Source organism: Sporolactobacillus pectinivorans, from assembly GCF_002802965.1.
Classification (GTDB): domain Bacteria; phylum Bacillota; class Bacilli; order Bacillales; family Sporolactobacillaceae; genus Sporolactobacillus; species Sporolactobacillus pectinivorans.
Map to the genome: position 1 here is coordinate 1149730 of NZ_NXGA01000001.1, position 25502 is coordinate 1175231.

The 25502-nt window shown below is 41.9% G+C and carries 28 protein-coding genes, 1 tRNA gene and 1 other annotated feature; of the genes, 18 read left to right on the forward strand and 11 right to left on the reverse strand.

Annotated features, from left to right (window positions below; all coding sequences use genetic code 11):
• Nucleotides 1–5 precede the first annotated feature (5 nt).
• Nucleotides 6–908, reverse strand: coding sequence for a PhzF family isomerase (locus COP04_RS05580; protein ID WP_100487080.1), 903 nt, complete (start codon nt 906–908; stop codon nt 6–8).
• A gap of 133 nt (nt 909–1041) precedes the next feature.
• Here COP04_RS05580 and COP04_RS05585 point away from each other — a divergent pair, with 133 nt between their 5' ends.
• Nucleotides 1042–1392: a winged helix-turn-helix transcriptional regulator gene (locus COP04_RS05585; protein WP_100487081.1), complete on the forward strand. Its 351-nt coding sequence runs from the start codon at nt 1042–1044 to the stop codon at nt 1390–1392.
• Nucleotides 1393–1669: 277 nt separating this feature from the next.
• Here COP04_RS05585 and COP04_RS05590 read toward each other — a convergent pair whose 3' ends face one another.
• The 3 genes from COP04_RS05590 to COP04_RS05600 are packed head-to-tail and all read right to left on the reverse strand — an operon-like array spanning nt 1670 to nt 2950.
• A complete protein-coding gene (locus tag COP04_RS05590; protein WP_100487082.1) occupies nt 1670–2083 on the reverse strand; it encodes an EVE domain-containing protein in 414 nt (137 codons plus the stop codon).
• Nucleotides 2076–2537, reverse strand: a complete 462-nt coding sequence (locus tag COP04_RS05595; protein WP_100487083.1) for a MarR family winged helix-turn-helix transcriptional regulator — start codon at nt 2535–2537, stop codon at nt 2076–2078. Before COP04_RS05595 ends, COP04_RS05590 begins: the two co-directional genes overlap by 8 nt.
• Nucleotides 2534–2950: an SRPBCC family protein gene (locus COP04_RS05600; RefSeq protein ID WP_100487084.1), complete on the reverse strand. Its 417-nt coding sequence runs from the start codon at nt 2948–2950 to the stop codon at nt 2534–2536. The genes COP04_RS05595 and COP04_RS05600 overlap by 4 nt, the downstream gene beginning before the upstream one ends.
• Nucleotides 2951–3213: 263 nt before the next feature.
• Here COP04_RS05600 and COP04_RS05605 point away from each other — a divergent pair, with 263 nt between their 5' ends.
• Nucleotides 3214–3789, forward strand: a complete 576-nt coding sequence (locus COP04_RS05605; protein WP_100487085.1) for a class I SAM-dependent methyltransferase — start codon at nt 3214–3216, stop codon at nt 3787–3789.
• A gap of 231 nt (nt 3790–4020) precedes the next feature.
• Here the strand turns inward: COP04_RS05605 and COP04_RS05610 are convergent, their stop codons facing one another.
• Together COP04_RS05610 and COP04_RS05615 are read right to left on the reverse strand one after the other, a co-directional pair.
• Entirely contained in the window at nt 4021–4527 is a 507-nt protein-coding gene (locus COP04_RS05610) for a GNAT family N-acetyltransferase (RefSeq protein ID WP_100487086.1), read from the reverse strand.
• Between the two features lie 250 nt (nt 4528–4777).
• Complete coding sequence (locus tag COP04_RS05615; protein ID WP_193437392.1) at nt 4778–5239, reverse strand: MarR family winged helix-turn-helix transcriptional regulator; 462 nt, start codon at nt 5237–5239, stop codon at nt 4778–4780.
• A gap of 163 nt (nt 5240–5402) precedes the next feature.
• Between COP04_RS05615 and COP04_RS05620 the strand changes: the two genes are divergently transcribed.
• The 6 genes from COP04_RS05620 to COP04_RS05640 all read left to right on the forward strand — a co-directional run bounded on the left by COP04_RS05620 (nt 5403) and on the right by COP04_RS05640 (nt 10945).
• A complete protein-coding gene (locus tag COP04_RS05620; RefSeq protein ID WP_100487088.1) occupies nt 5403–6278 on the forward strand; it encodes an SDR family NAD(P)-dependent oxidoreductase in 876 nt (291 codons plus the stop codon).
• Nucleotides 6279–6949: 671 nt separating this feature from the next.
• Nucleotides 6950–7720: a nitroreductase family protein gene (locus COP04_RS05625; protein WP_162297080.1), complete on the forward strand. Its 771-nt coding sequence runs from the start codon at nt 6950–6952 to the stop codon at nt 7718–7720.
• 152 nt (nt 7721–7872) lie between these two features.
• Nucleotides 7873–8163 carry a CPBP family glutamic-type intramembrane protease gene (locus tag COP04_RS20710; RefSeq protein ID WP_420852779.1) on the forward strand — a complete coding sequence of 97 codons (291 nt, stop codon included), beginning with the start codon at nt 7873–7875 and terminating at the stop codon, nt 8161–8163.
• 313 nt (nt 8164–8476) lie between these two features.
• Entirely contained in the window at nt 8477–9175 is a 699-nt protein-coding gene (locus COP04_RS05630; RefSeq protein ID WP_100487090.1) for an SAM-dependent methyltransferase, read from the forward strand.
• Nucleotides 9176–9507: 332 nt separating this feature from the next.
• The gene (locus COP04_RS05635; RefSeq protein WP_157800191.1) at nt 9508–9990 is read left to right on the forward strand and encodes a helix-turn-helix domain-containing protein; all 483 of its coding nucleotides are present in this window, start codon (nt 9508–9510) and stop codon (nt 9988–9990) included.
• 448 nt (nt 9991–10438) lie between these two features.
• Complete coding sequence (locus COP04_RS05640; RefSeq protein WP_157800192.1) at nt 10439–10945, forward strand: hypothetical protein; 507 nt, start codon at nt 10439–10441, stop codon at nt 10943–10945.
• A gap of 51 nt (nt 10946–10996) precedes the next feature.
• Here COP04_RS05640 and COP04_RS05645 read toward each other — a convergent pair whose 3' ends face one another.
• The 4 genes from COP04_RS05645 to murI all read right to left on the reverse strand — a co-directional run bounded on the left by COP04_RS05645 (nt 10997) and on the right by murI (nt 14367).
• The gene (locus tag COP04_RS05645) at nt 10997–11302 is read right to left on the reverse strand and encodes a DUF6809 family protein (protein ID WP_100487093.1); all 306 of its coding nucleotides are present in this window, start codon (nt 11300–11302) and stop codon (nt 10997–10999) included.
• 123 nt (nt 11303–11425) lie between these two features.
• Complete coding sequence (locus tag COP04_RS05650; RefSeq protein WP_204988027.1) at nt 11426–12001, reverse strand: nucleotidyltransferase family protein; 576 nt, start codon at nt 11999–12001, stop codon at nt 11426–11428.
• A 604-nt stretch (nt 12002–12605) separates the two neighbouring features.
• The gene (locus COP04_RS05655) at nt 12606–13502 is read right to left on the reverse strand and encodes a PhzF family phenazine biosynthesis isomerase (RefSeq protein WP_100487094.1); all 897 of its coding nucleotides are present in this window, start codon (nt 13500–13502) and stop codon (nt 12606–12608) included.
• A gap of 85 nt (nt 13503–13587) precedes the next feature.
• On the reverse strand, nt 13588–14367 hold the full coding sequence (gene murI, locus COP04_RS05660) for a glutamate racemase (protein WP_100487095.1): 780 nt from the start codon (nt 14365–14367) through the stop codon (nt 13588–13590).
• Nucleotides 14368–15210: 843 nt separating this feature from the next.
• Here murI and COP04_RS05670 point away from each other — a divergent pair.
• Genes COP04_RS05670 through COP04_RS05680 form a run of 3 tightly spaced genes read left to right on the forward strand, consistent with a single transcriptional unit; the run spans nt 15211 to nt 17579 of the window.
• Nucleotides 15211–15939: a hypothetical protein gene (locus COP04_RS05670; RefSeq protein WP_100487097.1), complete on the forward strand. Its 729-nt coding sequence runs from the start codon at nt 15211–15213 to the stop codon at nt 15937–15939.
• 17 nt (nt 15940–15956) lie between these two features.
• On the forward strand, nt 15957–16349 hold the full coding sequence (locus COP04_RS05675; RefSeq protein ID WP_157800193.1) for a DUF3173 family protein: 393 nt from the start codon (nt 15957–15959) through the stop codon (nt 16347–16349).
• The gene (locus COP04_RS05680; RefSeq protein WP_100487099.1) at nt 16350–17579 is read left to right on the forward strand and encodes a site-specific integrase; all 1230 of its coding nucleotides are present in this window, start codon (nt 16350–16352) and stop codon (nt 17577–17579) included.
• A gap of 123 nt (nt 17580–17702) precedes the next feature.
• Here the strand turns inward: COP04_RS05680 and COP04_RS19450 are convergent.
• A tRNA-Gln gene (locus COP04_RS19450) sits at nt 17703–17774 on the reverse strand.
• A 377-nt stretch (nt 17775–18151) separates the two neighbouring features.
• Between COP04_RS19450 and COP04_RS05685 the strand changes: the two genes are divergently transcribed.
• From COP04_RS05685 to COP04_RS05715, 7 genes are all read left to right on the forward strand, one after another.
• Nucleotides 18152–18409, forward strand: a complete 258-nt coding sequence (locus COP04_RS05685) for a hypothetical protein (RefSeq protein WP_100487100.1) — start codon at nt 18152–18154, stop codon at nt 18407–18409.
• Between the two features lie 98 nt (nt 18410–18507).
• Nucleotides 18508–19884, forward strand: a complete 1377-nt coding sequence (locus COP04_RS05690; RefSeq protein ID WP_100487101.1) for a sugar phosphate nucleotidyltransferase — start codon at nt 18508–18510, stop codon at nt 19882–19884.
• Nucleotides 19885–20178: 294 nt separating this feature from the next.
• Nucleotides 20179–21591: a dipeptidase PepV gene (pepV, locus tag COP04_RS05695; RefSeq protein ID WP_100487102.1), complete on the forward strand. Its 1413-nt coding sequence runs from the start codon at nt 20179–20181 to the stop codon at nt 21589–21591.
• A gap of 116 nt (nt 21592–21707) precedes the next feature.
• Nucleotides 21708–22448: a gamma-glutamyl-gamma-aminobutyrate hydrolase family protein gene (locus tag COP04_RS05700; RefSeq protein ID WP_100487103.1), complete on the forward strand. Its 741-nt coding sequence runs from the start codon at nt 21708–21710 to the stop codon at nt 22446–22448.
• A 374-nt stretch (nt 22449–22822) separates the two neighbouring features.
• The gene (locus COP04_RS05705; RefSeq protein WP_239984773.1) at nt 22823–23518 is read left to right on the forward strand and encodes a YczE/YyaS/YitT family protein; all 696 of its coding nucleotides are present in this window, start codon (nt 22823–22825) and stop codon (nt 23516–23518) included.
• Nucleotides 23519–23583: 65 nt separating this feature from the next.
• Nucleotides 23584–23853, forward strand: a binding site (T-box leader).
• Between the two features lie 94 nt (nt 23854–23947).
• Nucleotides 23948–24787 (forward strand): SAM hydrolase/SAM-dependent halogenase family protein, encoded by an 840-nt coding sequence (locus tag COP04_RS05710; RefSeq protein WP_100487104.1) that lies wholly within the window; start codon nt 23948–23950, stop codon nt 24785–24787.
• Between the two features lie 160 nt (nt 24788–24947).
• Nucleotides 24948–25502, forward strand: coding sequence for an ECF-type riboflavin transporter substrate-binding protein (locus COP04_RS05715; RefSeq protein WP_100487105.1), 555 nt, complete (start codon nt 24948–24950; stop codon nt 25500–25502).

Consider the following 25502-nt stretch of genomic DNA (forward strand, 5'->3'; position numbering starts at 1 on the left):
ATATATTAAATAATCAGTTCTGATTGGAACACAATTACAGCGTTTCCAGCAATTTTAACTGTAACAGGCTCTGCCTGGTGTATATGAACTTCAATTTCTATAATGCCTGCTCGGCCAATTTTCTCGCCTTGCTTAGCTTTAAATGTAAATAATGAATCATTATGTTTAACCAGTTGATGATGGACAAGATAGGCTCCCAAAGGACCATTTGCATTACCCGTTACGGGATCTTCGTTAATTCCAATAGCCGGAGCAAACATTCTCCCATGAACCAATATATCCTGATCATCAGAATCAAGAGTGTAAACATAAAAACCATTGCATTTTATCACTTCGCTCAGTCTAGCCAGACGATCATAATTTGGTTTCAGCCGGTTTAAAATGTACTGATTTTTAATACCAATCATGACTTTGGAATGACCGGTTGACACAATCTCAATAGGATGGCCTTTTAATAATTCTCCTTTTGTAATACCTAAGGCTGATAAAATGACTTCTTTATTTTTTCCGTCAATGAATGGCCCGAATTCGATTTTTCCCTGGGTCATAACGATCTTATAGTCATTTTCTTTTTTTAATATCTCAACAGGTAAAATACCTGCCCCAATTTTATGGTATATTCTTGAAGTATCCAGTTTATTTTCCAAAGCCCGTGCATAGTGAGCGGCTATTGTGGCATGTCCACATGAAGGGACCTCTTTAAGAGGGGTAAAAAAACGAATGTAGGCTTCATAGGCGTCATTATCCGATGAAAATATAAACGCTGTTTCGGAATTATTTAGCTCACGAGCGATCCTTTGCATATCGTCTTCGGATAATCCATCGGCATTGGTTATGACTCCGGCCGGGTTTCCTTTAAATTGATCTTTCGTGAAGGAATCGATCTGATATAAATGGTATTTTTTCATGTTCTTCTCCCATCTTTCATTGTGAAATATAATCGTTTCAATAATGCTATATACTCATTATAGGTAAGCCAAAAAAGGGTACAAGTACGCACTTTTTGATAAGTCACTAACTGATTAGAAAGAGAGAGAAAGAATGGGCAAAAATTTTCTGAAAACATTTCCAAATCAGAATAAAAGGCAGAAAGACTTTCAATGTTCTATCGGGTTTACAATGACAGTAATAGGAAGTAAATGGAGAGCGATCATTTTATGGCATGTTTTGAAATCGCAGCCAATAAGATACGGGCAGCTCAAAAAATCAATTTCTAAGATCAGCCATAAGGTCTTAGCTCAAGAACTGCGTCATCTTGAAATGGATGGATTAATTGAGAGAATTGCATATGCAACAATTCCACCGAAAGTTGAATACATTCCAACGCCAAGAGGTAAATCATTGGAAAATATCCTTCAGGAATTATGTATTTGGGGGAAAAAATACTTTTAATAGTACAAATTATTAGCCTCTTAACTGTAAAATACGGGTTGCACAAAGCATCATCATACAACCTTCATGGATACTACAGAGGAACAGAGCAGAGCGGGGGTACAGTTGTGCGGGGCCAACTACGGAACAGAGCTATTCCCATTACAACCGATTTAGGGATATCTGAAGGATTTTTCATGAACCTTCGTCTTCAGGTATCAATGCTCAATCAGTCCATCCGCATTATGTTTAAAAGTAGCATAGGGTAACCAATGGTACAGTAAAACAATTGAAAAACTTATTGCTTTTCAATCGTCAGATGATAAATATGATAAAATAATGCTTCAGATATTTCAAAATGCCCATAGCGCAATCGTGAGCGAACGTCTTTCCATTCATTATATTGATTCAGTTCACTCAATGGTACTTCTCTAATAGAATTTCTATACTGTACATCTTTTCTATATGGGTGGAAATACAGTGACATTTCTACCTGATAGACTTCATCATTTATTATCATTCCACATGCCACTATTTTTTGGTAAGGTTCTTTGGATCTCATTTCTTTTTTCGGGGAGTAGTAAAGTAACTGATCACCAGATTTCATTCTGGAAAGCGGTGCTTTTTTACCATGACAGAGTTGACAAAAGCCTTCTTTTACACCACGCATCACATGGTCTTTAGAAGCCACACCAATCCAATATCTAGTCATTTTCTTCACCTCGAAGTAGTTCTTTTAATAAAGCATGAAAATGCTTTTCCTCTTTTCCTAATGTCAAAAAAAACTTTGCATCAATTTCTTCGACTATTGGAAGAGCTAAAGTGAGTATTTCATGCCCTTTATCAGTTAGATTAACCCATTTAGCTCGGGTGTCTTGGGAAGAAGTAGTACGTAGAATCCATTTTTTCTTCTCAAGATTCTTCAATATAGTAGAGACTGTCATCACATCCATATCTGCATTTTGGGCAACAAGAATTTGTGTCACTTCTTTTTGCTTTTGCAGTAGGTATCCAAGTGAAGCTAAAACAACATATTGAGGGTGAGTTAATCCTAATGTTTGTAATTGACTTTTAATTTGACGGTGCCACAAATTGTAAACGCGAATAAATAAAAAACCGATAGATGCTTCCGCATCTTCATGAAATCGCGATGGAAATGAATTCATTTGTAAGCATCTCTTAAGGCGAAGATAGAATGAGGAACATCTGCAAATACTTGTTGTAAAAAAGTTAGTTGTTCCTCTGCGTCCTCACCTGAGGAACTGATGAATTCTACAGAATGCCGAATAATTGTATAAGAATCCAGAGGGATTAACTCATGATTAAAATATAAATCTCCTATACCTGGTATAGCCGTTTTATCACAAAAGCTCCGGTTATCGGTCACTTCCACTAATTCATATTTTATTGGTGGTTGTCCTTCAAGGATCATCTCTCCACTGGATCCCGTAATAAAAGGACCTCCTAGCGAAATATGTTGAAGATCTTCCTCCCATTTGTACCAGTTTTCAATATTCGAATAGAGTGGCCAAATTTTTTCTGGTGCTAAGTTTGTTTTTAACTCAAAATCTAATTTCATTAAGTATACCTTCTTTCCTTTACTAAGTATAGTTATAATATAAGTACTTATATTATGTTTGTCAATATTTATATTATTGTATCGAAAAATCATCGCTGTCTTTACACTTGTACTGTACAATAACTGTAAAATCATGTATATAAAGAATCTGGTTGGAAAATTCTACAAATAGGATTTCAGTGGAAAGAGGCACTTTTTCTATTTGATTTTAGTAATCGAAGGAAAACGGGGCACGCCGGAAAAACGTCAGGGGGGAGATTTTATTGCTGCTTTCAACACTATTAGCACAGTCCAAAAAACCTGAGGGATGGCTGGGAAGAATAATGATGAGACTTTGGAATAAAGCTTATTTTTCAATGGCTAAATGGGGCCTTGGGTTTGTTAATATACCTCAAAAAGGAGCAATACTTGATGTAGGCGTGGGGAATGGGCTTACAACAAAATATATCGCTCAGAATGCCCCTTCAAGTCTTGTAATGGGCATTGATATTTCTGAAACAGCAATAACAATAGCAAGAAAAAATAATGCTGCTGATAATATCTCCTTTTCAGTGATGAGTGTAGACAATATGTCATTCCAAGATAATAGTTTTGATTTAATCACCGCATTTCAGACACACTTTCATTGGCCCTCATATATACGTGGATTAGAGGAGATTTATCGCGTTTTAAAATGCAATGGGCAAGTGATAATTGCTTGTGAAAAAGTGAAACTTAATTATTTTATGAGCAACGATAGAAATGGGGAATATACACAAAGAGTTGCGAAAAATATCGGTTTTCATAAGTTCGGCAAATATTATTATCTGGGTTGGCTATGCTATTATTTAGTAAAATAGAACTTTACTGCTACCCTGTAACAAATTCCTAATCAAGATTGATAACTGCGTCAGTCAACTCAGTATATTCATACAAACTTTGAACACTAAATGGGATCTGCAAAGACGGTTCGGATGAGTACATCCGAACCGTCTCTTTTCATGAGGGTATTCGAGCAGTATCAATCAGTTATGGCATAGCAAACACGCACTGCGCAACATAAAGAACATTAATCTAAAGTTATTTTACTATCAAAAAAAGTGTAAGTATCTGTTCTCACGTTCATTAGAACTCACTAACCTAAATTTGCAGTTAGTCAACACCTTAATCGACCCAATATTCGTTTTGAGAACATTGGCAACGATACCTTTACAGTTCAGATATTCGCTCGCCCACTCCATCAATGCTTTTAAGGATTCCGTCATAAGCCCTTTTTTTCGATGATTAGATGAAATACTGTACCCGACTTCTGAACAACCTTTTTCATCCGGTAATCCTTTATAACCGATAAAAACGATCCCGTTTTCTGTTTTCTTATCGATGATCAGCCAATACGTATACCAAGGATGAATGTCTTTATTGATGCCGCGCATTTTCTTGATTTTTTTCGCTATGGCTAATTGTACTGAATCAAGAATTGCTTCAGATTCAATAGGGGTAGCAAGATTATGCATTTCGTTTCCATTGATGAGTAAAAGCTCATTCAGTGACAATGCTTTGAGAAACAATCTCTCTGACTCCAATTTTACCTCGTTCAATCTGTTCCCCCCATTTTATGATCAGCGCCTCATTTGACAACGACCGCTGCCACTTTCGTAACTATGATTATTGCGCAGTAATCCATCAATTCTGCAACGAAATTATTTCCCCATTATAACTGATTCCGGGGTATCTGAATGGATTTTTCATGAACCTTTCTGTTCGGGGTATACCAGGGTCAAGATCTTGGACAAAAAAAGTTTAGTAAATTTAGTTTCGTTACAAAAATGGACTAAAACTATGGTCGTGTTATTTACAATCGTTGCTGTTGAAATCTCTTAGCAGTGCAATAAACATTTCCAGTTGGCTGTCACTCCATTTTGAAATGTGTTTATAAAAAATAGATTCTTTCTCTTTTAAAGCATTTATAGTTTTTTGCCTTCCAAGTTCAGTCAGAGATAACAGTACCCCTCGACGATCATCTGGAGGTGTTTCACTTTTCACATAGGCCAATCGTTTTAGATGACTGACAAGCCGGCTGACGGAACTGCGATCCATAGCTGTTGATTCCGCTAAAACTGTAGCACTGGTTGGACCAAATGAAAAAAGCCAACGAATAATGAGAAAAGCTGCGGGCTGTAAAGTTGAATCGAAACGTGCTGCAGTTCTGACATTGAGTGCATGTGAAGCACTAATAAGTGCATTTAGTTGTTTGCCGAGACTCAGCTCCAACTGTTGCCTGCTAGTATTTTTGTATTGAGAATCCTCCATAATTCACCTCAGTATATGTGACATAGTGTTTGACATATATCAATCAAAAACGTATAGTTGATATATGCCAATTATATGTCACCTGTCAAGCTAATGAAACAGTGACAATGTAGTGTCTAGACATCTTATATGGATTAATAACAATTATGCGAGGAGAATTACTATGCAGACTGACCCAATTGTTGTAATCACCGGTGCCACAAGTGGACTTGGACAACTTGTTGCGCTTGAATTAGCAAAGCGCGGTACTCATCTCGTCCTGACAGCTAGGAACAGAAATAGAGCTGAAGCAACTAAAAAATTGTTAAAAGATAGTGCATCAAAAGCAGAGGTAGACTTTTTTTTCGGAGACCTTTCATTGATGGAAGATGTAAGAAGAATTGGAAATGAGATTAAAGCCTCATATCCAAAAATTGATGCATTAGTGAATAATGCAGGATTACATGCATTTGAGCAGCGAATAACCTCAGAAGGCTTTGCGGAAATGACAGCAGTCAACTACTTGGCACCATGGTTATTGACACATACATTAAGGCAATCTTTAATAACATCAGGAAATGCAAGGATTGTCAATGTTGCATCTGAAGCTTCACGCAACCATGGTAAACTTAAATTGCCCGATGATTTAACAAATATGTCTAATTTTACTTCCAGAGGTTCATCTGCGCTTTATGGAAAAACTAAACTGCTTAATATTATGTTTACGGGGGAACTTGCACGCCAATTATCTAAAACTGGAGTCACTGTTAATGCACTTAACCCTGGTTTTAATGTTACAAGTCTTGGACGGGAACTTAGATTTGCTTCCACACTTGAACATATATTGAATTTTTTGCATATCGGCGATCCACGCAGAGGAGCTGATATTATTATTCGTTTAGTTGTAGCGTCGCAATATCAAGGAGTAACTGGTGGTTATTTCAACGTTGGGACAGGAAAATCCATTGTACCTATATACCCTGGCGGTGATATTCCTTTACAAAATCAATTGTGGAATGATACCAAAGAGTTATTACAGCAACGAGGCTTTATGGAATGATATAAACAAGCAATTAAACTCCTCCATGCTAAAACATGTGGATTCGGTCATAAACTCTGTGACTTAAAATCGCCATTTAAAATTGAAGTTTTTCTCCTGATTTGAAGGGAAGTGATTGGGCTGTCGTCCAATATATTTTTGGGGGGTATCCTCTTTTAGAACGTGCTGTCCGTGCGATCAATTTAGCATTTAACTCGTTTTCGCTAGATACATTCTAGATATGAAGTAAAAGACAAAATCTGAAATGATTGGACAGGAAGAGTTCACCTCTATCCGGGATTTTCATTTTTTCCCAGATTTAATCCAATAAACTTTATCTTTTTTCTCAGGCGGATGAAGTGGTTAGGGTACCAATCAGAATATCGTCTCTTTTGGGGTAACATGAAGCCTCTGTCAGGAGAGCAAACGGAATGAATGGCTGCACGAGCAAACTATTTTATTCATTGTTTCTCAATCAAACGGAGTGTGATAAAAATCGACGATGCTTAGCATTCTCCTTTATAAGAATGGTCGGGTTATTAATTTTTTATGGTCTTTGAGTTTAGCTGCTTTTTTTGTTCACTAAGGTTGTCCCGATTTTGCAGGATTTCTAACTGATTTTGTCGAAGTAATTTCCAAGAGTTTTGGAGGAAATCTCCAGTAAAAATCCTTGCATTGGGAGGATGAATTGCATGAAAAAAGATGTTGAAAATGAACTGGCACCAGAAATTTTACAGAGGAAAAGCGTCTCCCATTGGAACGGGGAAAAATGTTCAGAGGAGATATGGGACTTGCTCATTGAGGCGGCACGCTTAGCACCTTCATCATGGAATCATCAGCCTGCGCGGTATATTATCATTAAAGATGAGAAGAATATTCGAGCTCTCTCCCAATGTCTTCATCGTACAAATCAATGGGTTTCGGATGCTTCCGGATTAATCGTTCAAGTAGCTAAACAGGAAGATGATGATCGTACGGACGGCAAAGACTACTATTTGTACGATTGCGGTCTGGCAATGATGAGCCTTATCTATCAGGCACAAATCATGGGTCTGATGTGCAGACAGATGATTGGGTGGGATGAACGGCAGGTAAAGCAACGATTGGACATACCGGAACCTTATCGAGTGGTTGTCATCACTGCGCTGGGTTTTCCCTCTAAATCGGGTTTCCGGTCGACCGTACAGGATTTGAAACGGAATCTGACACAACAGAATAGAAGATACAAGGTGAATCAAGTTTTCTTCCGGGAAAAATGGAATGGGAAAACCAACCATGAATCGCATTGCGAATATGCTCCATCTTTCCTTTTATCACCCTCTACAAGGAAAAAGGTTCAACATGTTCGATTTTACACAGATATTATAGGCCTACTCGTCATCTACACGTTAGTCAATTCTTTCCGTTATCCGTTCAATGGATCATATCTATTTATACAATATTCGCTTGGGTTACGATTTTAACGATCGATCCTTCAAGGTTCCCCGATGCCGCAGCAACAAGACAAAATCAAAGAGAATCCTGGATTTATTTTTTCAGATATATTCTTTTATATGGCATTGTTTTTGGCGCCGTCTGGTATTTAGATAAGTCTCATGCGCTTAAGGCGCCAACTATCGGTAGTGCAGTCCAATTAATCGTCTTAGCATGCATGATAGAACTTTTTTATCGAAATATCTTACAAGTTAAGTTGAGGCAGTTTGGTTTCCCAGTCTATTTGTCGGTCACAATACAAAGCTTCTTTTTTTCCATACCTTTCTATATTTCCAATCATTCACTCGTAACTGCATTAGGTGCATTCATTATCGGGCTTATTAACGGACATATCGTGTACAAAACTCGGAGTATGTACCCGAATTTCATCACAACTATAGCATGGTTAATTTTTTTCCCAATTTACGGTTGACAGTAACACACGAACTACGCAATTACATTTGAAATTTTCATAATCCTATTGACAAATATGCTGAATAAATTATGATGACAGTATCAATTAAAAAGGTGGTGTCTGTTTGTCGGTTCTTTTATAAGATTATTGGAGATTACAATGAATTGCAGTGAGCGGTGAAAATCACCGTATTATTTGTTGTGCCCAAATCGTCTTATAGAGAACAGATAAGCGGATACTTGTTTGATTCGGAAGCAAGTGCGTTTATTTTGGGACGTGCTTGCTTCTTTTTCTGTAAATCGCGTTTTGGGCAAGAAGGGAAAGACTTAAAATGAAAAACTATCTTGATGCTGAATACTTAAAACAAAATATGATGGGACCGAACTCTGTAAAAATGTTAGCAGAACTTGTCCAGGGTTTAAAATTAGAAAATGCTACGCGAATATTGGACCTTGGCTGCGGTAGAGGATTAACTTCAATGTATCTTGCAGATAATTTTCCTGCGCCCATATTTGCTATGGATTTATGGATTTCTGCTTCAGAAAACAATAAAAGATTTCAAGAACTGGGTATGGAGAATAAAGTCATACCCATTCACGCAGATGCAACTTGTCCACCTTTTGCTGATGAATATTTTGATGCTGTGGTCAGCGTAGATTCCTATCATTATTTTGGCCGAGATGAGCAATATTTGGATTGTCATTTGGCCCCGCTTGTCAAAAAAGGCGGTGTAATAGCCTTGTGTTTCCCTGGACTTAAAAAAGAGCTGAGTATGGTACCTAAAGAGATGTCGTTATCTTGGACGTCTGAGGATATAGACACATGGCATAGTTGCACATGGTGGAAGGAAATGCTCTCACACTCTAAAATGATTGAAATTGTATCAATTTCAGAAATGAATTGTTTTGAAGAATGCTGGAAGGATTGGCTCTCAAGCGATAATCCTTACGCGGTTTCAGATCGTCGTGCAATGGAGGCCGGTGCAGGAAAATATATGAATTTCATTTCCGTTGTCTGTCGTCGAGTCTGACAAAATAAATTTATTATTATACGTTTGGACAGATGAGGCTGAGTCAATTAATCGACTGATGGACGACCTCATCTTTTTTGTCCATGGTGAGTCACAATTATCTGAATGATGAACAATTGCTGTTAACTAACAATAAAGATGTTAAATTATGAATAAAATCGTTTAAAATTACAATAAAGTTGTTTCATTTTGATGCTGTACAGTAATACACGGACTGTGAAGTTAATATAAAGGTGATGCAAGAGATATTTGCATCCTTTTCATCAAATGCAATTGTCCATTGCTCGTGTTCTTGTTATCTTCTCGGTAAGATGAGAGATGGGAGAGATATTATGACTATTGGTGAGAGGTTACAAAATCAGAGGAAAAAGCTTGGCTATACCCAACAAGAGATAGCAGGCAAGCTCCATGTATCCAGGCAGACCATTTCCAATTGGGAAGTGGGCAAGAACTATCCTGATCTGCAGAGCATTGTTGATCTTAGTGATATTTATAATATTTCTCTCGATCTGTTACTGAAAGGGGACGAAAATGTCATGGAGAAACTTAAACATGATACTGATGTTGTGAAGGCGAATCGTTTAGTGGCTACTTCAAATTTTATCGGTATTATACTCGCGTTATCTTTAATTCTTATCGGAGGTGTAGAAAGAATCGCTTTTGGAAACTGGATTATCCTGATACCGAGTGCCTTGATATTATTAAGCATTGGTAGTTTTTTCACGAAGGTTAAGTCGAACGCTGGTTTAAACATTTCCTGTTTAATCATAGGCATTGTTTATCTTCTGCTTGAATTTTTTACTTACATTGTTTAAATATCGATCAAAAAGCAATCAAAAAAAGCAGCGATCATGAGTAATCGTTGTTTTTACTTTTTGCAGTATCCGTCTACTTTTCGTTATAAGCTATTCATTAATGACGTTTTTAAACAACTTTATTTTTATAATGGCACAATTTTACGGCGAGGAATATGGTTTCACGGTCTCGTTATTAAACAACTTTATTGTCACTGTACAACTACATCACTTATGTTCTGAGAAGAAGTGTCACGGTTAATTATTATGATAATCGTACAGGCGCAAAGATTAGGGGTACAAAGACTTATGTTCTCCATCAAAACGATGCGTAAGGTGATAACGGTAAAACTTCGATTATAGCAATGCCTTGGGTTCGAATCATCAGTATGGATACAAGTACAATAAGAACAACAAGTTGACCTTCAGCATTTCCAACAAGTTTAAGGTTGCAGGAGATACAGCGGACTTGTGGAGTGAGGCTCCTTCAGTATATGGGACAAGTGGGAACAATGTCACCGTATTGATGGACAATGCATCTCAATCAGGGTATGCGAAGTCTGGAGACTACACTCAGTCAGATAGCTATCACTTCCCACAGGTTTATTCAGAACATGAAACGGGAGCCCTACATGCATCGAATCCGAGTGGTCAGTATGTCGATGGCGGACACGATTTCTACGCAACGATTTGGGTGGATCTGGCGAAGTATCCGGTGAATTATCAGTCAACTGCGATGGGCGTGAATGAGGTTTCAGTCGATCTTCAGGATTCATGGAATATTTACGCACAGATGTTTCTAACAATGGATTCAGAGACCAACAAGGCGAATCCGGGAGTCACAAACGCTGCTGATAAGTATGATGAGATCCTCTTTGAACCGGTTGATACAACGAACCCATTCCCTAATGGGGTACCAGCTGGGTGGAGTAATGCGGATGTTCAGGCTTTGAAGAGTGAAAAGCCTTTTAACTAAATAGGGGTATTTTAAACGGCACGAGCCCTTCAGAGGCACGCCGCTCGTTTTTTAGGAAGATGATCCTAATTCCCTTGAGTATGCTTCACTTTCCTTCCCATCATCCGTAATTCCCTGATAACCGCTCATTTGATGAAAGAGCGTCCACCCCAGCTGGAATCCCCGAATGAAGCTATCCAACGAAACTTCCCTTAATTGGAGATTCGTCTCATCCGTAAAATGGAGCACAGTAACGAAATCTTCCTTGTTCAGATGGCCTTTCAAAGCCTGATAATTTTCTTCAATCCGCTTGGCCCGTGGGGTATTTTTGGGTATCTTATAAAACTGCTGGTACAGTTTTTCAAGTGTATCATCCATTTGAACTCACCTCCCAGTGACACACAGTACCACAGGAGAGGCGATCTATCTATCAATTTCTAATGAGGTAATCAGTTGTTTTGTTGCACAATAGGGTCGAACTATGCAACAGAGCTAATAAAATTACCAAGGTATTATCGTCAGTTTATCCCACTTACAACGCCATTTTTCTGCCTTTTTCTCATATATCTCTTTTGTAATCATTTTTTTGTTTGGTCTAATGACCATAGAAAATAAATCATCAAGTTGATAAGGCGCATAGATGACGTAAGAGTCGTTCCCCTCCTTCCTGATGCCCAGGGAAGTGGCGGTAGTTGGCCAGCTATCAATTGCATTCTCTAAAGAAGTATATGGCTCAATTTGAAAACCAAATTTTTGTTTATACCAGAGATGAACACGTGCTTCATTTTTGACATCCAGTTTGAATGGGAATTCCCCTAGTTTCTCAATGAGCAGTTTTCGATATTTTTCCTCGTTCTCGATCGCTGTGTTTGTATCATCAAAATATACAACATCAACATCCGAAATCCCGTATGTAAGTGGATATTCCGATAGATCATTCCAAACTGTATCAGCAATACAGCCTGCCCCAATATAATAATCTCTTGGCAAGTCTGACTGTTGACAGACCTTCAGTAATTTTACAAGCGGTTCACTATTATTAATAATCTCAACCATTTGTTTCTCTAGATGTTCCAAATGTTCCCCTCCTTGCTGCACAGATTCGTCAACCACGCAACAGAACTATTTCCCCCTATAACTGATTCCGGAGAATTTAAATTGACTTTTCATCGGGTATCGTGGTTATCAGTTTATTACATTTTTTTTCATCGATCTGCATTTATTTTTCAAAATGGCTCGGAGCATCCGACCACGCTGGTCATTATTTCCTCAACCCTTAATCTCCAGCCATTTCCTCCCGATTCTGTAATGTTCGGCTTCTCTATCTGTCATTGAGCTTATTTCCTCTGTATTCGCTGAAAATTTTGGGAACAGTGCCTTCCTTTGAAGAATTGTTTGTCTCGCCTGAAAGCCTCAAGAAATTGATTGAAAAAGTTCGAAGACATAGAGAGTCGTTGTTCTCAGACTTTTCCTCTATTTAAGTTTTCTGTAGGATCTTCAGATAGTTCCATAATTTTTAATAACAAATACCAAGTTGTTAGTGATTAGAGTATTAATCAGAATAGTGTTCGGATATATCAAAGAGACGGTCCAGATGAGTGAGCAACACATCTGAGCCGTCTCTTTGGGGTATCTTGGGAACATTAATCAGCTATGATGCAGCAAAAACGGGCTGCGAAGTTCATATAATCATTTCAAAATTTTTTACATATACAGCATTTCCAGTAACTTCAACATCATAAGAAGTACCACTTTTTGAGATGTTTACCATAACCCGACCATCTTTTTTAATTTCATTTCCTTGTTCGATGATAAGATTTAAAGATGTATCAAAGTTATTTTTTTTAATATATTTAGCGTAAAATGCCCCCATTACGCCTGAAGCAGTACCCGTAACAGGGTCTTCTGTAGTACCTGAATAGGGTGAAGAAAAGTGTCTGCCATGCATATCTGCAAGAAAATCAAACGTTTTCAAGCAAAAAGGATGAATCGATGCTCGTGGTTCTTCTTTTAATAGAGATGGGAACGATGCGTTTTCTGGTTTCATTTTCTTAAAATCAGAAAGTTGATGGATCGGAACCAAAAGAGTCCAAGTCCCTGTACTCCCGTAAACGATGGGAAGATTGTCGTCAATATCGCTCTCATTTAATCCGATTAAATTTGCGAGGTCCTTCTTAGAACCCTTAAATTCTTTAAATTGTGGGGCAGCTTGTTGCATTGTAATGGTTATTTCATTATTTGCACTTGAATTAACTCTTATTGGCAAAATTCCTGCCATGGTTTCAACAGTTATTTCTTTGTTATCACCTAACATTCCTCTCGTTTTTAATGCATATAGGGTTGCAATAGTTGCATGTCCACAAAGACTCATTTCTTGACCTGGTGTAAAGTAACGTAGCTTGAGGTCAGCAACTGCAGATTTTAGGACAAATGCTGTTTCATTAAAACCCACTTTATGGGCAATGTTGTGCATCTCTTCTTCTGTCAGATTATCACTTTCAAAAACGATACCCGCTGGATTACCTTTATTGGCTTCTTTAGTAAATGCATCATAATGATAAACTTTTATTGATTTCATTTTTATAGCCCCTCTGCAAATGTTATTCCTAGAGGTTAAACTAGGAAGAAATCACTCAGGTTAAAAGGCACTAAACGATTTAAAATTATAGTAAACTATCCAATTTTTTTAATAATCCGTCATAGTGTCTCAGTGTATTTTTATCTTCCACTTTTTCACCGGATTGATAAAATGTAATTAATCCGGTTCCTCCACCAATTTGATGACGTGTTTCTAGTGTTCTTTTCAAATTCATTGCGGTTCCCATACTGCCATCGATAATATTTGTACCTTTTGGAAATGATTTCTCGATGATATCCTTAAAAAACGGAAAATGAGTACACCCCAGGACAACAGTACCGTACTGGTTCAAATCAAAAGGTTTCAGCTGCTCTTTTAAATAAGGTACAATCTGTTCTTCTTGAAAGTTAAAGGCTTCAGCAAAAGTAATGAGTTCCGGTAGCGGGAGACCATCAACAATATCATTCTTATCGATACGTTCAACCAGATGATGATACTTTTCTTCCTTAAGTGTCAACCTTGTTGCCAAAACCAGTACTTTTTTATTTTCTGTCTCACTCTCCAAAACAGCGGGTTTGACAGCAGGTTCAATGCCGATAATTGGAAATGAATAATTCAGTCGCAAATCTTCAATAGCTGCACTGGTCGCCGTATTGCATGCGACAACCAGTGCTTTAATATCATGACCAATCAGAAAATCAACTGCTTGGAAAATGTATTTTTTCAAAATTTCTTTGGACTTTTCACCGTAGGGGAGATGTGTTGTGTCAGCATAATAAATGTAATCTTCATTTGGCAATAATTTAATAGTCTGATGAAGAACTGTCATTCCACCTATACCAGAATCGAATACAGCTATTTTCATGAATGTCACTTTCTTTATATAAATTTGTTATTCATAGAGCTCAATTATATCACCTTTTAATTGCCCAGTATCCGTCAACGACGCAACAGAACTATTTCCCTCATTATAACGGATTCCGGGGTATCTGGATGGCTTTTCATTAACCATTCTGTTCGGGTATCGCAGTTTATCAGTCTATTTGCATTTTATCTTTTTTCCATCGATCTGCCTTTATTTTTCAAAATGGCCTGGCCTATGCAGCAATGCCGGGTTTTTCTTTCTCAACCTTTAATCTCCAGCCACATACTTTTAATCCCGTTACTTCCGGCTTCTTGATGGGCCACCGAGCTTATTTCTTCTGTATTCGCTGAAAACTTTGGGAACAGAGCCTCCCTTTGAAGAATTGTTCGTCTCGCCTGAAATCCTCAAGAAGTTCATCCCAAAAGCGCTCAGACCTCATTTGATGAAGTGGAGACAGGATAGCGTATCCGACATTCAGTTTCCCTTTTTCTCGCTGTGGGGTAGCCCATTCAGACCGCGCGCTTGGTGCGGTCGATGTTCTTTCCAAGGCTCATTCTTGAAATCCGTGCTGCACAAAAAGTGAAAGAAAATAATGCTTGATTCCGGACAGATCGCCTTCGCACCTGTCCGGTTTTTCACGTTTTCGTCCTTCAGTTTGCATCCATTAACTTCAGGACAGGGAGCGGTATTTATTCGGCAGCCGTGGATTCCAGCATGGTCAGTGGTTTTTGAAGGCCGTTATCTTTTGTCCTCGCAAAAAAGTGGAGGACAGAAAGTCAGTCATGAGGACAGACGGAAACCGGCTCTTCACAAACTTTTTCTGAATTTGAGGAGGTTTTCAAGATGAATTTTTACCAGCAATGTCAAAACAGCTATCGGCGATTGAAGCAATCCGAGGACTCGCAGGAGAAACGCGAAGGGCTCCGCACGATGGAAGCATTCCATGCCTATTTTCATGAGGGAACCTATACCCGTTTTCAGGACAAGCAAGTGGTTCTTGAAGATTGGAATCAACCTTTGTCTGAGGCAGCCCGAAAACTGGGGGTTCCAGATAAATCCTTAAACTGGGCACGGGCTCAGATCGTAAAGGATCTGGAAAACAAGCTCACCATGCATTTTTTGGAGGATCTCAAGGCGGAAGACTGGGTATCCGTCCAAGACCGGCTGTACCTGGCGGAGCGATTCTCTTTTAACATCGCCTATTTTGATCGACTGCTCATGACTTCATCCAGAAATCAATTCTACCGATGCGGCCAGAATTCGGGACACGGGCTCACCGTTGCGGATTGTGGGAAAGAGCTTCTGATGGTAAAGCACCTGTCCTGTCAGGAAGTGACGGAGACCTACAAACTATTGAGCTTTAAGGGTAAGACACGACTCGCTTATTTAATCAAGGTCATCACCGGAATCCGGGGATCACGCGCAGAACGCCATCAAATCGCTCAGTATTTCCGGCACAGTGATCGGAACAGTTCAACGAAAGGCAAGGGACAGGGGCATGAAAAGCCGTTCACGGATCAGGACTTGAATGACAGCAAAAGGAACGGTAACATGCACCTATCCCAAGGGTGAAGGGGATGCATTCAGTCATGACGAAAAAGGATTTAAAAGCCATCGGCTACTTTACGGACTACCAAGTTTCTGAGCTCATCCATCGGATTAAAAATAAAATAAAGGGAAAATTGCCACTGTACACCAACAAACGGCTTGGATTTGCTCCGACAATCGAGGTGTCATGCTGTCTATTTGGGGTATCCGATGATCCGGAGGATCCGGTCGCCGAATTCCATCAGCGTCTGATTGATTTGCCAGAGTTGACGGAGGAACTTCATTCTCGAAGCATCGCCAGGCAGATTATTCGAGAGGCACAGAAAGAAATGGTGAAAAAAGGCTGTGATTTTTATCGAAATGTTCGGCACTGGATTGTCCCACGGGCAGCAGTCGATCAAATCTTATTCGGAAATTCAAAGGAGGAGCATTAAATGCGCAAATACGATTTCCCCGATCTAATTATACAAAATGGCCATTATTCATTTACAGCGAGTCTGGGTAACGATCCCAAAACTGGGAAGAGAATCCAAAAACGACGGAGTGGGTTTCGTACGCAACGCGAGGCGGAAGCCGCTTATCGAAAACTGAAGGCGGATTGGGAGGCTCAACAGGCCGAGAGGGAAAAGGAGACAGCCGGGACTTCGCTGACCTTCGGCCAGTTTGTCACAGATGATTTTTTGCCCATGTATTCGGGCAGCGTTCGGCCGCAGACTTATCGTGGCCGTGTAGCGATGATTGACAAAAACTTTCAGCTTCTTTGGCATTTTCAACTCAACCGGATCTCGCCCCAGGACATCCTCAACTGGCGGCGGCAGTGCCAACGGTCCGGGTTTTCCAGCGACTATGTCCGGAAGATCTATGGACTGTGTGAGCGGATCTTCGCCATGGCGGTGAAGATCCATCTGATTCCTACGAATCCGGCGGCGATCCTGAAAGACTTTAAAATCAAACATGACGAGCCGGCGACGCTTCATTTTTGGACGCTGTCCGATTTTCAGAAGGTGGCCGATTCCTTTTCCCACGCCAAAATGCAGGACGAGTGGGGATTAACAATTCTTTTCTTTATGTTCATCTCTGCGCTCAGAATTGGGGAATGTCAGGCGCTGGAATGGAGTGATATCGACTTCTCCAATCACTATGTCGCTGTCAATAAAACATTGATTTACCGCAATGCGCATGACTTTCAGGCAACCCCACCGAAAACCAAGGCTTCGGTGCGTAAGGTCGCTCTGAGCCGTGATTGTCTCGCCCAGCTGAAACGCTGGCAGGAGCGCCAGAAACAAAGCCTGGGCGATTGCCGGTATGTCTTTTCCACCACAGGGATACCAATGAACCGCAATGCCGTAGAGAAACTGATCCGGCGTAAGGCCGAAGAGGTCGGGGTGCCTAGAATTCGGGTCCATGACCTGCGGCATTCTAGCGCGAGCTTATTGATTCATCAGAAGGCCGATCCCTTGCTTATCCGTGACCGTTTGGGACATTCCGATGTGAAGATCACGCTAGGAATCTATGGACACCTGTATCCGAACCGGGATCAAGAGGTGGCAGAGGATTTGGACGGACTGGTCCAACTGTCAGCCAGTGAAAAAAAGAATCGATTCAGCAATCCGACAAGAAACAGACAAAAAAAGAGGGCAACCGGAGCGACGGATCAGCGATAGATCGACCGACCTCGGAAAGCTGAAAAATCGGATCGTGACACACGCGTGACATTGTCAGTGACATTTTTATAGAGAAAGAGCCCGAAAGCCTTGGTAAATCAAAGCCTTCGGGCTCTTATGTGATTACCCCATCTGGATTCGAACCAGAACATCGCGGCCCCAGAAACCGCTGCCTTACCGTTTGGCCATGGGGTAATGAATCAGAACAAGAAATAGTATACCCAGTAATTTATGAATATGCAAGGGGTTGTATTAAAGTAAAAAGAATCGCCATGTTCTAAATTTTTACATAATTAAAAGAAACATTCTGTACATCCGTTCGGGGGAGATTCTGAATGAGATATCAGCTGGACAGATTCAGGACGGTTTCAATCATAGCTACATTAATCGTATGAGGTAAAATTGTTCAAAACGGCACAATGAAGAATTAAAGGCAAGAGAATAGATATGGGCAACCAGCCGGAAACGATTAATAGCTATCACGTATGCCAAAACAAACATAACCTCAAAGATGTCACGATATATATTCTGTACTTTTGCCGTACACTTGATCAGTAACAATCCCGGAATCTGTGCTGGATGAACCGTCGACCGGCCTCCATGTCCATGATATTGAAATTCTGATCTGCGTACTTGACCGTTTGATCGCTCAGGACTCAACGATCATCATTGATCATGATCCGGATTTGATAGCAAACAGCGATTATGATATCGACCTTGGGCCGGGCGACGGACCTTCAGGAGGTCGGATTGTCGCCGCATCGTGGCAGCTCGCCGGCAATCCTGAAAGCTTGACCGGCAGATATCTTTCCGGACGCGGCAGAATATGAAACTTATTGAACAGTGGAAGGATTTAGTGGCATAATAAAAGTTACTAGATTATTGGTGATCGAGTTGTTGATCAATTATCATTCAGGGAGAGATGAACATGCATTTGGTTTTATTATCCGGCGGTTCGGGCAAAAGGCTCTGGCCGCTGTCCAATGATGCGCGCTCCAAACAGTTTCTGCGCGTACTTGAAGATCGTCAGGATCATCTCTCGTCGATGGTTCAGCGCGTTTTTGGTCAGCTGAATACCATTGGGCTTGGCGGATCGACCGTAGTAGCGACGGGAAAGGCCCAGGTTGAAATGCTGCAGGATCAGCTCGGCACAGACGTGCCGCTGATTGTTGAGCCGGAGCGGCGGGACACTTTTCCGGCTATCGCTCTTGCTGCAGCATATCTTTACTCTGCCAGGGGCGCTGATCTTGATGAGGTCGTGGCTGTGTTGCCAGTTGATCCTTATGTCGAAGCGGCATTCTTCAGGCGCATCCTGGATTTGCAGACACTGCTGAGTGATACGGGGGCAGATTTGGCACTGATGGGAGTCAAGCCGACTTATCCTTCTGAAAAATACGGCTACATCGTTCCGGACAAAAGCGTCAACGAAGGATACATCAAAGTCGATCATTTTACTGAAAAACCTAAAGAAGAGCGTGCAAAGCAGCTGATTGAACAGTCGGCGCTGTGGAACTGTGGCGTTTTCGCATTCCGGCTTAACTATATTATTTCTAAACTTGAAGACCTTGGCTTACCCTTGAATTATGAAGAACTGTCGCAGCAGTTTTCAAAACTTCCGAAGATCAGTTTTGACTATGCGGTTGTTGAGAAGGCGAAAAATATTGTCGCTTTGCCCTACGAGGGGTTCTGGAAGGACCTTGGCACGTGGAACACGCTGACCGAAGAGATGGCCACCCACCAGATCGGCACAGGTATTATCAGCAAGGATTCCCAAAATACGCATCTGATCAACGAACTTGATCTTCCGGTGACCGTGCTCGGCGTCTCCAACGCTGTGGTCGCAGTCAGCCCGGACGGTATTCTCGTTTCCGACAAAGAGCAAAGCCCGCGGATTAAGGAAGTTATGAACGGATTTGACCAGCGCCCGATGTACGAGGAGCGGCACTGGGGGGCCTACCGCGTGCTCGACTATACAAGTTACTCGAAAAACAATGAAGAAGTACTGACAAAAAAAATCAACATCAAACTTGGCCGGAATCTCAGCTATCATTGCCATCATCTGCGCAAGGAGGTCTGGACAATCATCAAAGGACGCGGGCGTTATGCAGAAAATGGCGTCATTCGCTCGATCAAACCCGGTGATGTTGTCATTGTCCCCGCTGAAACGATGCACGCGATCATTGCCGACGAATCGATGGAATTGATCGAAGTCCAGTTGGGGAGCCAGCTGATCGAAGAGGACATCAAGCGTAAATATTTGACATGGGAAGATATTGAAAAAAACTGCTCATCAGTGAGAAGCTGAGTGCAGCATGAAATCCGGGTGCAGAATAGAATACTGGCACTCGGATTTTGCTATTCCATTCAACTTTTTAATGTTTCGGCAGGTTGTAACTCAATTCGAAGCAACTTGCGGAATGGTCGAGATTTTTCATCTCGTTAACGCTTAAGGATGTTAATTCGGCAGAGGATTCTTTTTTTTAGCGAGCTGCTGCTATTAGAGTGCGTTGTTTTCCCGGTCTTTTTGTCCGACAAAAATTTTGTGTTAAAATGGCACTATACAGCACGGAAGAAAATGACAGAAGGAAGGATCAACTGTATGAGTCAGAAAGTTAATGTCCCACCGGATAAGGACGACTTCCTCCGGGATTTGTCGTCACTGCTGGCCGTTAAAAGTACAAAAGACGCGGCAGCAACAAAAGAGGGTGCACCATTCGGGCCGGGGCCGCTCGCAGCGCTTAACCACATGCTGGAGCTTGCTCAAAAAGACGGTTTCCGCACGAAAAATCTCCAGGGCTATGCCGGATACATCGAATATGGGCCGGAAGATGCATCCGATTATATTGCGGTGCTGGGCCACGTTGATGTTGTTCCGGCGACCGGCAAGTGGGCACATGACCCTTTTACAGCGCATATAGAAAACGGCACACTGTTTGCGCGTGGCGCAATTGATGACAAGGGACCGACAATGGCTGCTTACTATGCTTTGAAATCATTGAGAGCATCGGAGCTGCCGATCAAAAACAGGATCCGTCTTATTATCGGTACAGATGAAGAAAGCGGCTGCGCCTGCCTGGTCAAATATAACGAACTGGAACCGATGTCGCTGTTCGGTTTCTCACCGGACGCTGAATTTCCACTGATTTTTGCTGAAAAAGGCCGGATTCACGTACAGTTTGATATTCCGGATAAAGGCAGCGAGGCTGCAGTACGGCTGGATACTTTTTATTCCGGCGAAAGAATCAATATGGTACCGGATCATGCGTATGCTGTACTGTCAGGGACTGAAGCGGAAAAGTGGACGAATCAGGCTCAAAAATTGCTTCAGGAAAAGAAGATCGTTTTTTCTGCTGAAAAAGAGGGTGCAGGTGTGAAATTGACGGTCAAAGGTCAGTCTGCGCACGGATCTGAGCCGGCGGGCGGCATCAATGCCGCTTTCCTGCTCGCCTCCGTTTTGAAGGACGTTCCTTTTTCCTCATCAGAAAAGGCGTTTATCGCCTTCCTCGCCGATACGCTGAACAATGACTTCGGCGGCAATCGGCTCGGCATTGCATTCCATGACGATATTTCAGGCGAACTGACTGTCAATGCCGGTCTGTCCCGCTTCAGCAGCAAAAAGGGCGGTTCCGTATCTTTGGATATCCGCTGCCCGATCAAGGCCGATCTCAGACAGATCACTGAAAAACTGACCTCAGCCGCGGAAGAACTCGGCTTTTCCATCGGCGAGCTTGGGACGAGCAAACCGCTTTACATGGATCCGAACCACCCGGGTGTCCGGATTCTGAAGAAAGTGTATGAAGATCATATGGGGTTGAAGGACGTTAAACTGATGACATCCGGCGGCGGTACATATGCACAGTATCTTGACGCCGGTGTTGCATTTGGCGCCTGCATGCCCGATTATCCGTATACCGGTCACCAGGTGGATGAGCACGTCAAAGTAGACGATCTGCTGCTGGCCTCGAAAATCTATGCCGATGCGATGTATGAATTGGGTAATCTGGAAAAATAAACGCCGGATCAGCCAATGAGGCCGATTAAATAGATTAGAGACAGAATGGCGGTTTGACGTAGTGACGGAAGTCGAATATATTGTTTGTAAAAGCTTTGCTTTCGGGAGAGATGAAAATGGGTAAAAAACCGGTCATTGGTGTAACTACCGGATTTGCCAAAAGAAATGAATTTTCGCAAGGGCCATATGTTCATCAGGATTACGAACAGTCCCTGTTCCTGACGGGTGCGGTACCCGTGCTGCTGCCTGTCGCTCCCGATGGACTGACCGATCATTACCTTGATCTGTGTGACGGGATTATTTTCAGCGGCGGCGGCGATGTTGATCCGCGTTTCTACGATGAACCGCCCTCTCCGTATATAGAGCCCTTTGATATTACAAGGGATCGGTTTGAAATCCTGCTGATGAAAAAAGCCGTTGAAGCAGGTAAACCCATCCTTTGCATCTGCCGCGGTATGCAGGTGCTAAATGTGGCCTTCGGAGGGACGCTGGTTCAGGATCTGGGCACAGAATGGAAACATCCGATTCAGCATGATCAAAAAATTGCCCGGATGAAGACAAGCCACAGTGTGCAGTTGCTTCATGGCAACCGCCTTTCCCAATTGCTGGAAGGCCAGGACTCGCTGTATGTCAACAGCCTCCATCATCAGGCGGTCAAGGAGCTGGCTCCCGGCTTTCGGGCAGCCGCCCTTGCACCTGACGGAGTGGTTGAAGCAATGGAACACGAAGCGAATGACCGCATTATAAGCGTTCAGTGGCATCCCGAATCGATGGCGGCGGGCGGTGATTCGCTGATGCGGCATCTGTTCCAATTTTTTGTGGTGCAATGCAGCTTGAGCGGAGAAAAAATGAGCTGATCAATGAACCGGAGTGGAGCATGTCTTCACTCCGGTTTTTTAGCCGTTACCTTTTGGACAGATTATCATTTACTATAAATAAAACAATCATTTGTTTTAAAGTGCAACTTGTTAAAAAAAAAAGCCGTGAACTGGTTACTTTTTTCAGTGGAACCTGATAGAATGTGATTATCGTCGAAGGACGGTCATATATTACGAAAAAGGCAAATGGGGTTCTTTTGCCCTGAAGTTTTCCGACGAGATCGATTGGATGCAATTTTATGTCCGGCGATGTATAACAGAGACGGGTGAGGTCATAGAACCGCGGGTGACAGGTCCGGCTAACGATGTTGATGATGGAAATAAACCATATATTTTGGAGGCTTAATTAACTGATGGCAAAAGGATTGGTCTGGCTGCTTGTGTCGGTGCTGCTGAACGCGTTTGGAAATGCTTTGACAGTTAAGGCTGCTCTTGGCTCTGCGCCATGGACGGCCGCAAGCCTGAATCTGTCTTCAGCGTTTGGAATCACTGTTGGCCAGGCATTGATTATCGTTGGCTTTATTGTACTGGTTGTGGATGATTTTCTGCGCGGACGCAGGAGTTTGTTGAAAGACTTTTTTAATTTTCTCTATGTCCTGACATTTGGCTACATGATCGATGCCTGGCTGCTCCTGATGCAGCATCTGGCCATGAACGGATTCATTCTGAGAGTTGCTGTATGTGTCCTTGGTATTATGTGCATCGGCTGCGCGCTGTCGATTTATTTCCGCGTCAATCTTGTCCTGCATCCTTTTGATGACCTGATGAAGATTCTCCGTGAGAAGTTTTTTCACGGGAACGTGGTGCTCGCCCAGCGTGTTTCGCTCGGTATTCCGCTTGCTGTCGGCCTGTCAATCGGTTTGGTACGCCACCAACTGATCGGCATCAGCGTTGGGACTGCGGTCAGCTTCCTCTGCATGGGTTACTTTATTTTAATGTTCGACAAGATTCTTAAACTGCACCTTGATCGGAAATGGCGTTTCAGACTGTCTGCGCAGCGTCACGGACACCATGTGCATGGTGTTTTGCACGCTCATTCAAAAGCGTGAAGCTGCTGATTGTCGGATCTATGCTTGACTTTTTATGAAAAACTGTTAATAATTAGAACAATAGATCAAAAGCGATGAAGAGAAGAAGTAGAGAGTGCAGTTTTTTCGCAGAGAGCTCCGACTGGTGAGAAGGAGCAAAAACAAACCCTCGAACATGGCCTCAGAGCTGCGCGGCTGAAAGTCAGTGATAAACTGCAGTAAGTCGTGACAAGTCAGGTTCTTGTTACAAAAACCAAAGTATAAGAACTGCCAGTCAGTTCCGTACTTGTTGAGACCGGCAATGTGAGTTGTCGGTGAATAAAGGTGGTAACACGAATCCAAACCTCGTCCTTAATATTAAGGACGGGGTTTTTTACTGTTCAGGAATAAAACATTTAAAAAGAGAACGGGCGGCTGCCCGAGACAAAAACAGAAGAAAAGGTGAAGGGTATGAAAAAAGCATTGGTTTTTCAGACGGATTTCGGATTAGTGGACGGTGCGGTTTGCGCTATGTATGGTGTAGCCAACACGGTGGATCCAAAGCTTCAAGTTTATGACCTGACCCATGATATTCCTCAATATAATATTTGGGAAGCATCTTATAGACTGCGCCAGACGATCAACTATTGGCCGGAAGGGACCGTATTTGTTTCGGTCGTCGATCCGGGTGTCGGATCCACACGCCGTAGTGTCGTTGCAAAGACCGACCGCAATCAATACATCATTACACCGGATAACGGGACGCTGACGCATATCAAGAAAGGGTCGGGGATCACCCATGTACACGTCTTTGATGAAAAAGCCAACAAGCTTCCAAGTGCGGGCGAATCTTACACTTTTTACGGCAGGGATATTTACGCTTATACAGGTGCACGTCTGGCGGCCGGACTGATTGATTTTGACAGCTTCGGTGAAGAGGCACCTGTGAAAACGATTGTGGATCTGCCTATCATTCCCTCATATAGAGAAGGCAGCCGCGTGGTCGGTATGATCGATGTGCTTGATGTCCGGTTCGGCAATCTCTGGAGCAATATTGATCATAAGCTTTTTCATCAGCTGGACGTAAGACACGGTGATAGGCTGGAGGTAAGCATCAGGAATGACACACGCAATGTTTATGAAAACACCGTGGTTTTTGCCCGCTCCTTTGCCTCGGTCGCCATCGGTGAACCGGTCATTTATATCAACTCGCTGGAAAATGTCGGCATCGCAATTAATCAGGGCTCCTTTGCGAAGGCGTACAGTATCGGGACAGGCAGCAACTGGCATATTTCGTTTAAAAAATTGTGAGAAAAATAATCGCTTTGAAAAGGAGGTGGTGCCATTCAGTTTTTAGAAGGAAATTTATTCTAGTTCCGTTCTGTTGTACATGTACAATATTTCTGGCTGATTATTTTTTATTGTTTTCAGAACTTATTCTTACATTTATCCGGTTTGGAGGAGAGTAGACATGAAAAAAGACTTATTAAGCATCCGCACGATTGTTGCTATTGGTGTTGGCGCCGCAATCTTTATTGTTCTTCGTTATATTTCTATTCCGGTCGGTATTGTTCCGAACACAACGCTGCAGCTTAACTATGTTTTTCTGGCGTTGATTGCAGCGCTTTACGGACCGGTTGCCGGCGGGTTAATTGGGCTGATTGGGCATTCAATCGGTGACGCACTTCAATATGGGTCCGTCTGGTGGAGCTGGGTCATTGTCTCCACACTTGTCGGTGTCGGATTTGGGCTGCTGTGGAGAAAATTGAAAATTTCAGAAGGCATTTTCGGATGGAAATCCATCGTTCTTTTTAATGCTGTGCAGATTCTTACTCAAGCAATCGGCTGGTTCCTAATCGCGCCGCTGGGCGATATTACGATTTATGGTGAACCGGCAAACAAAGTTTTTCTTCAAGGAATTGTTGCCGGTATTCTTGATATTATTACTGTTGGAATTCTCGGAACTTTGTTAATCTGGATCTATGCGAAAACCCAGACTAAAAAGGGAAGCTTGAAAAAAGAGTAA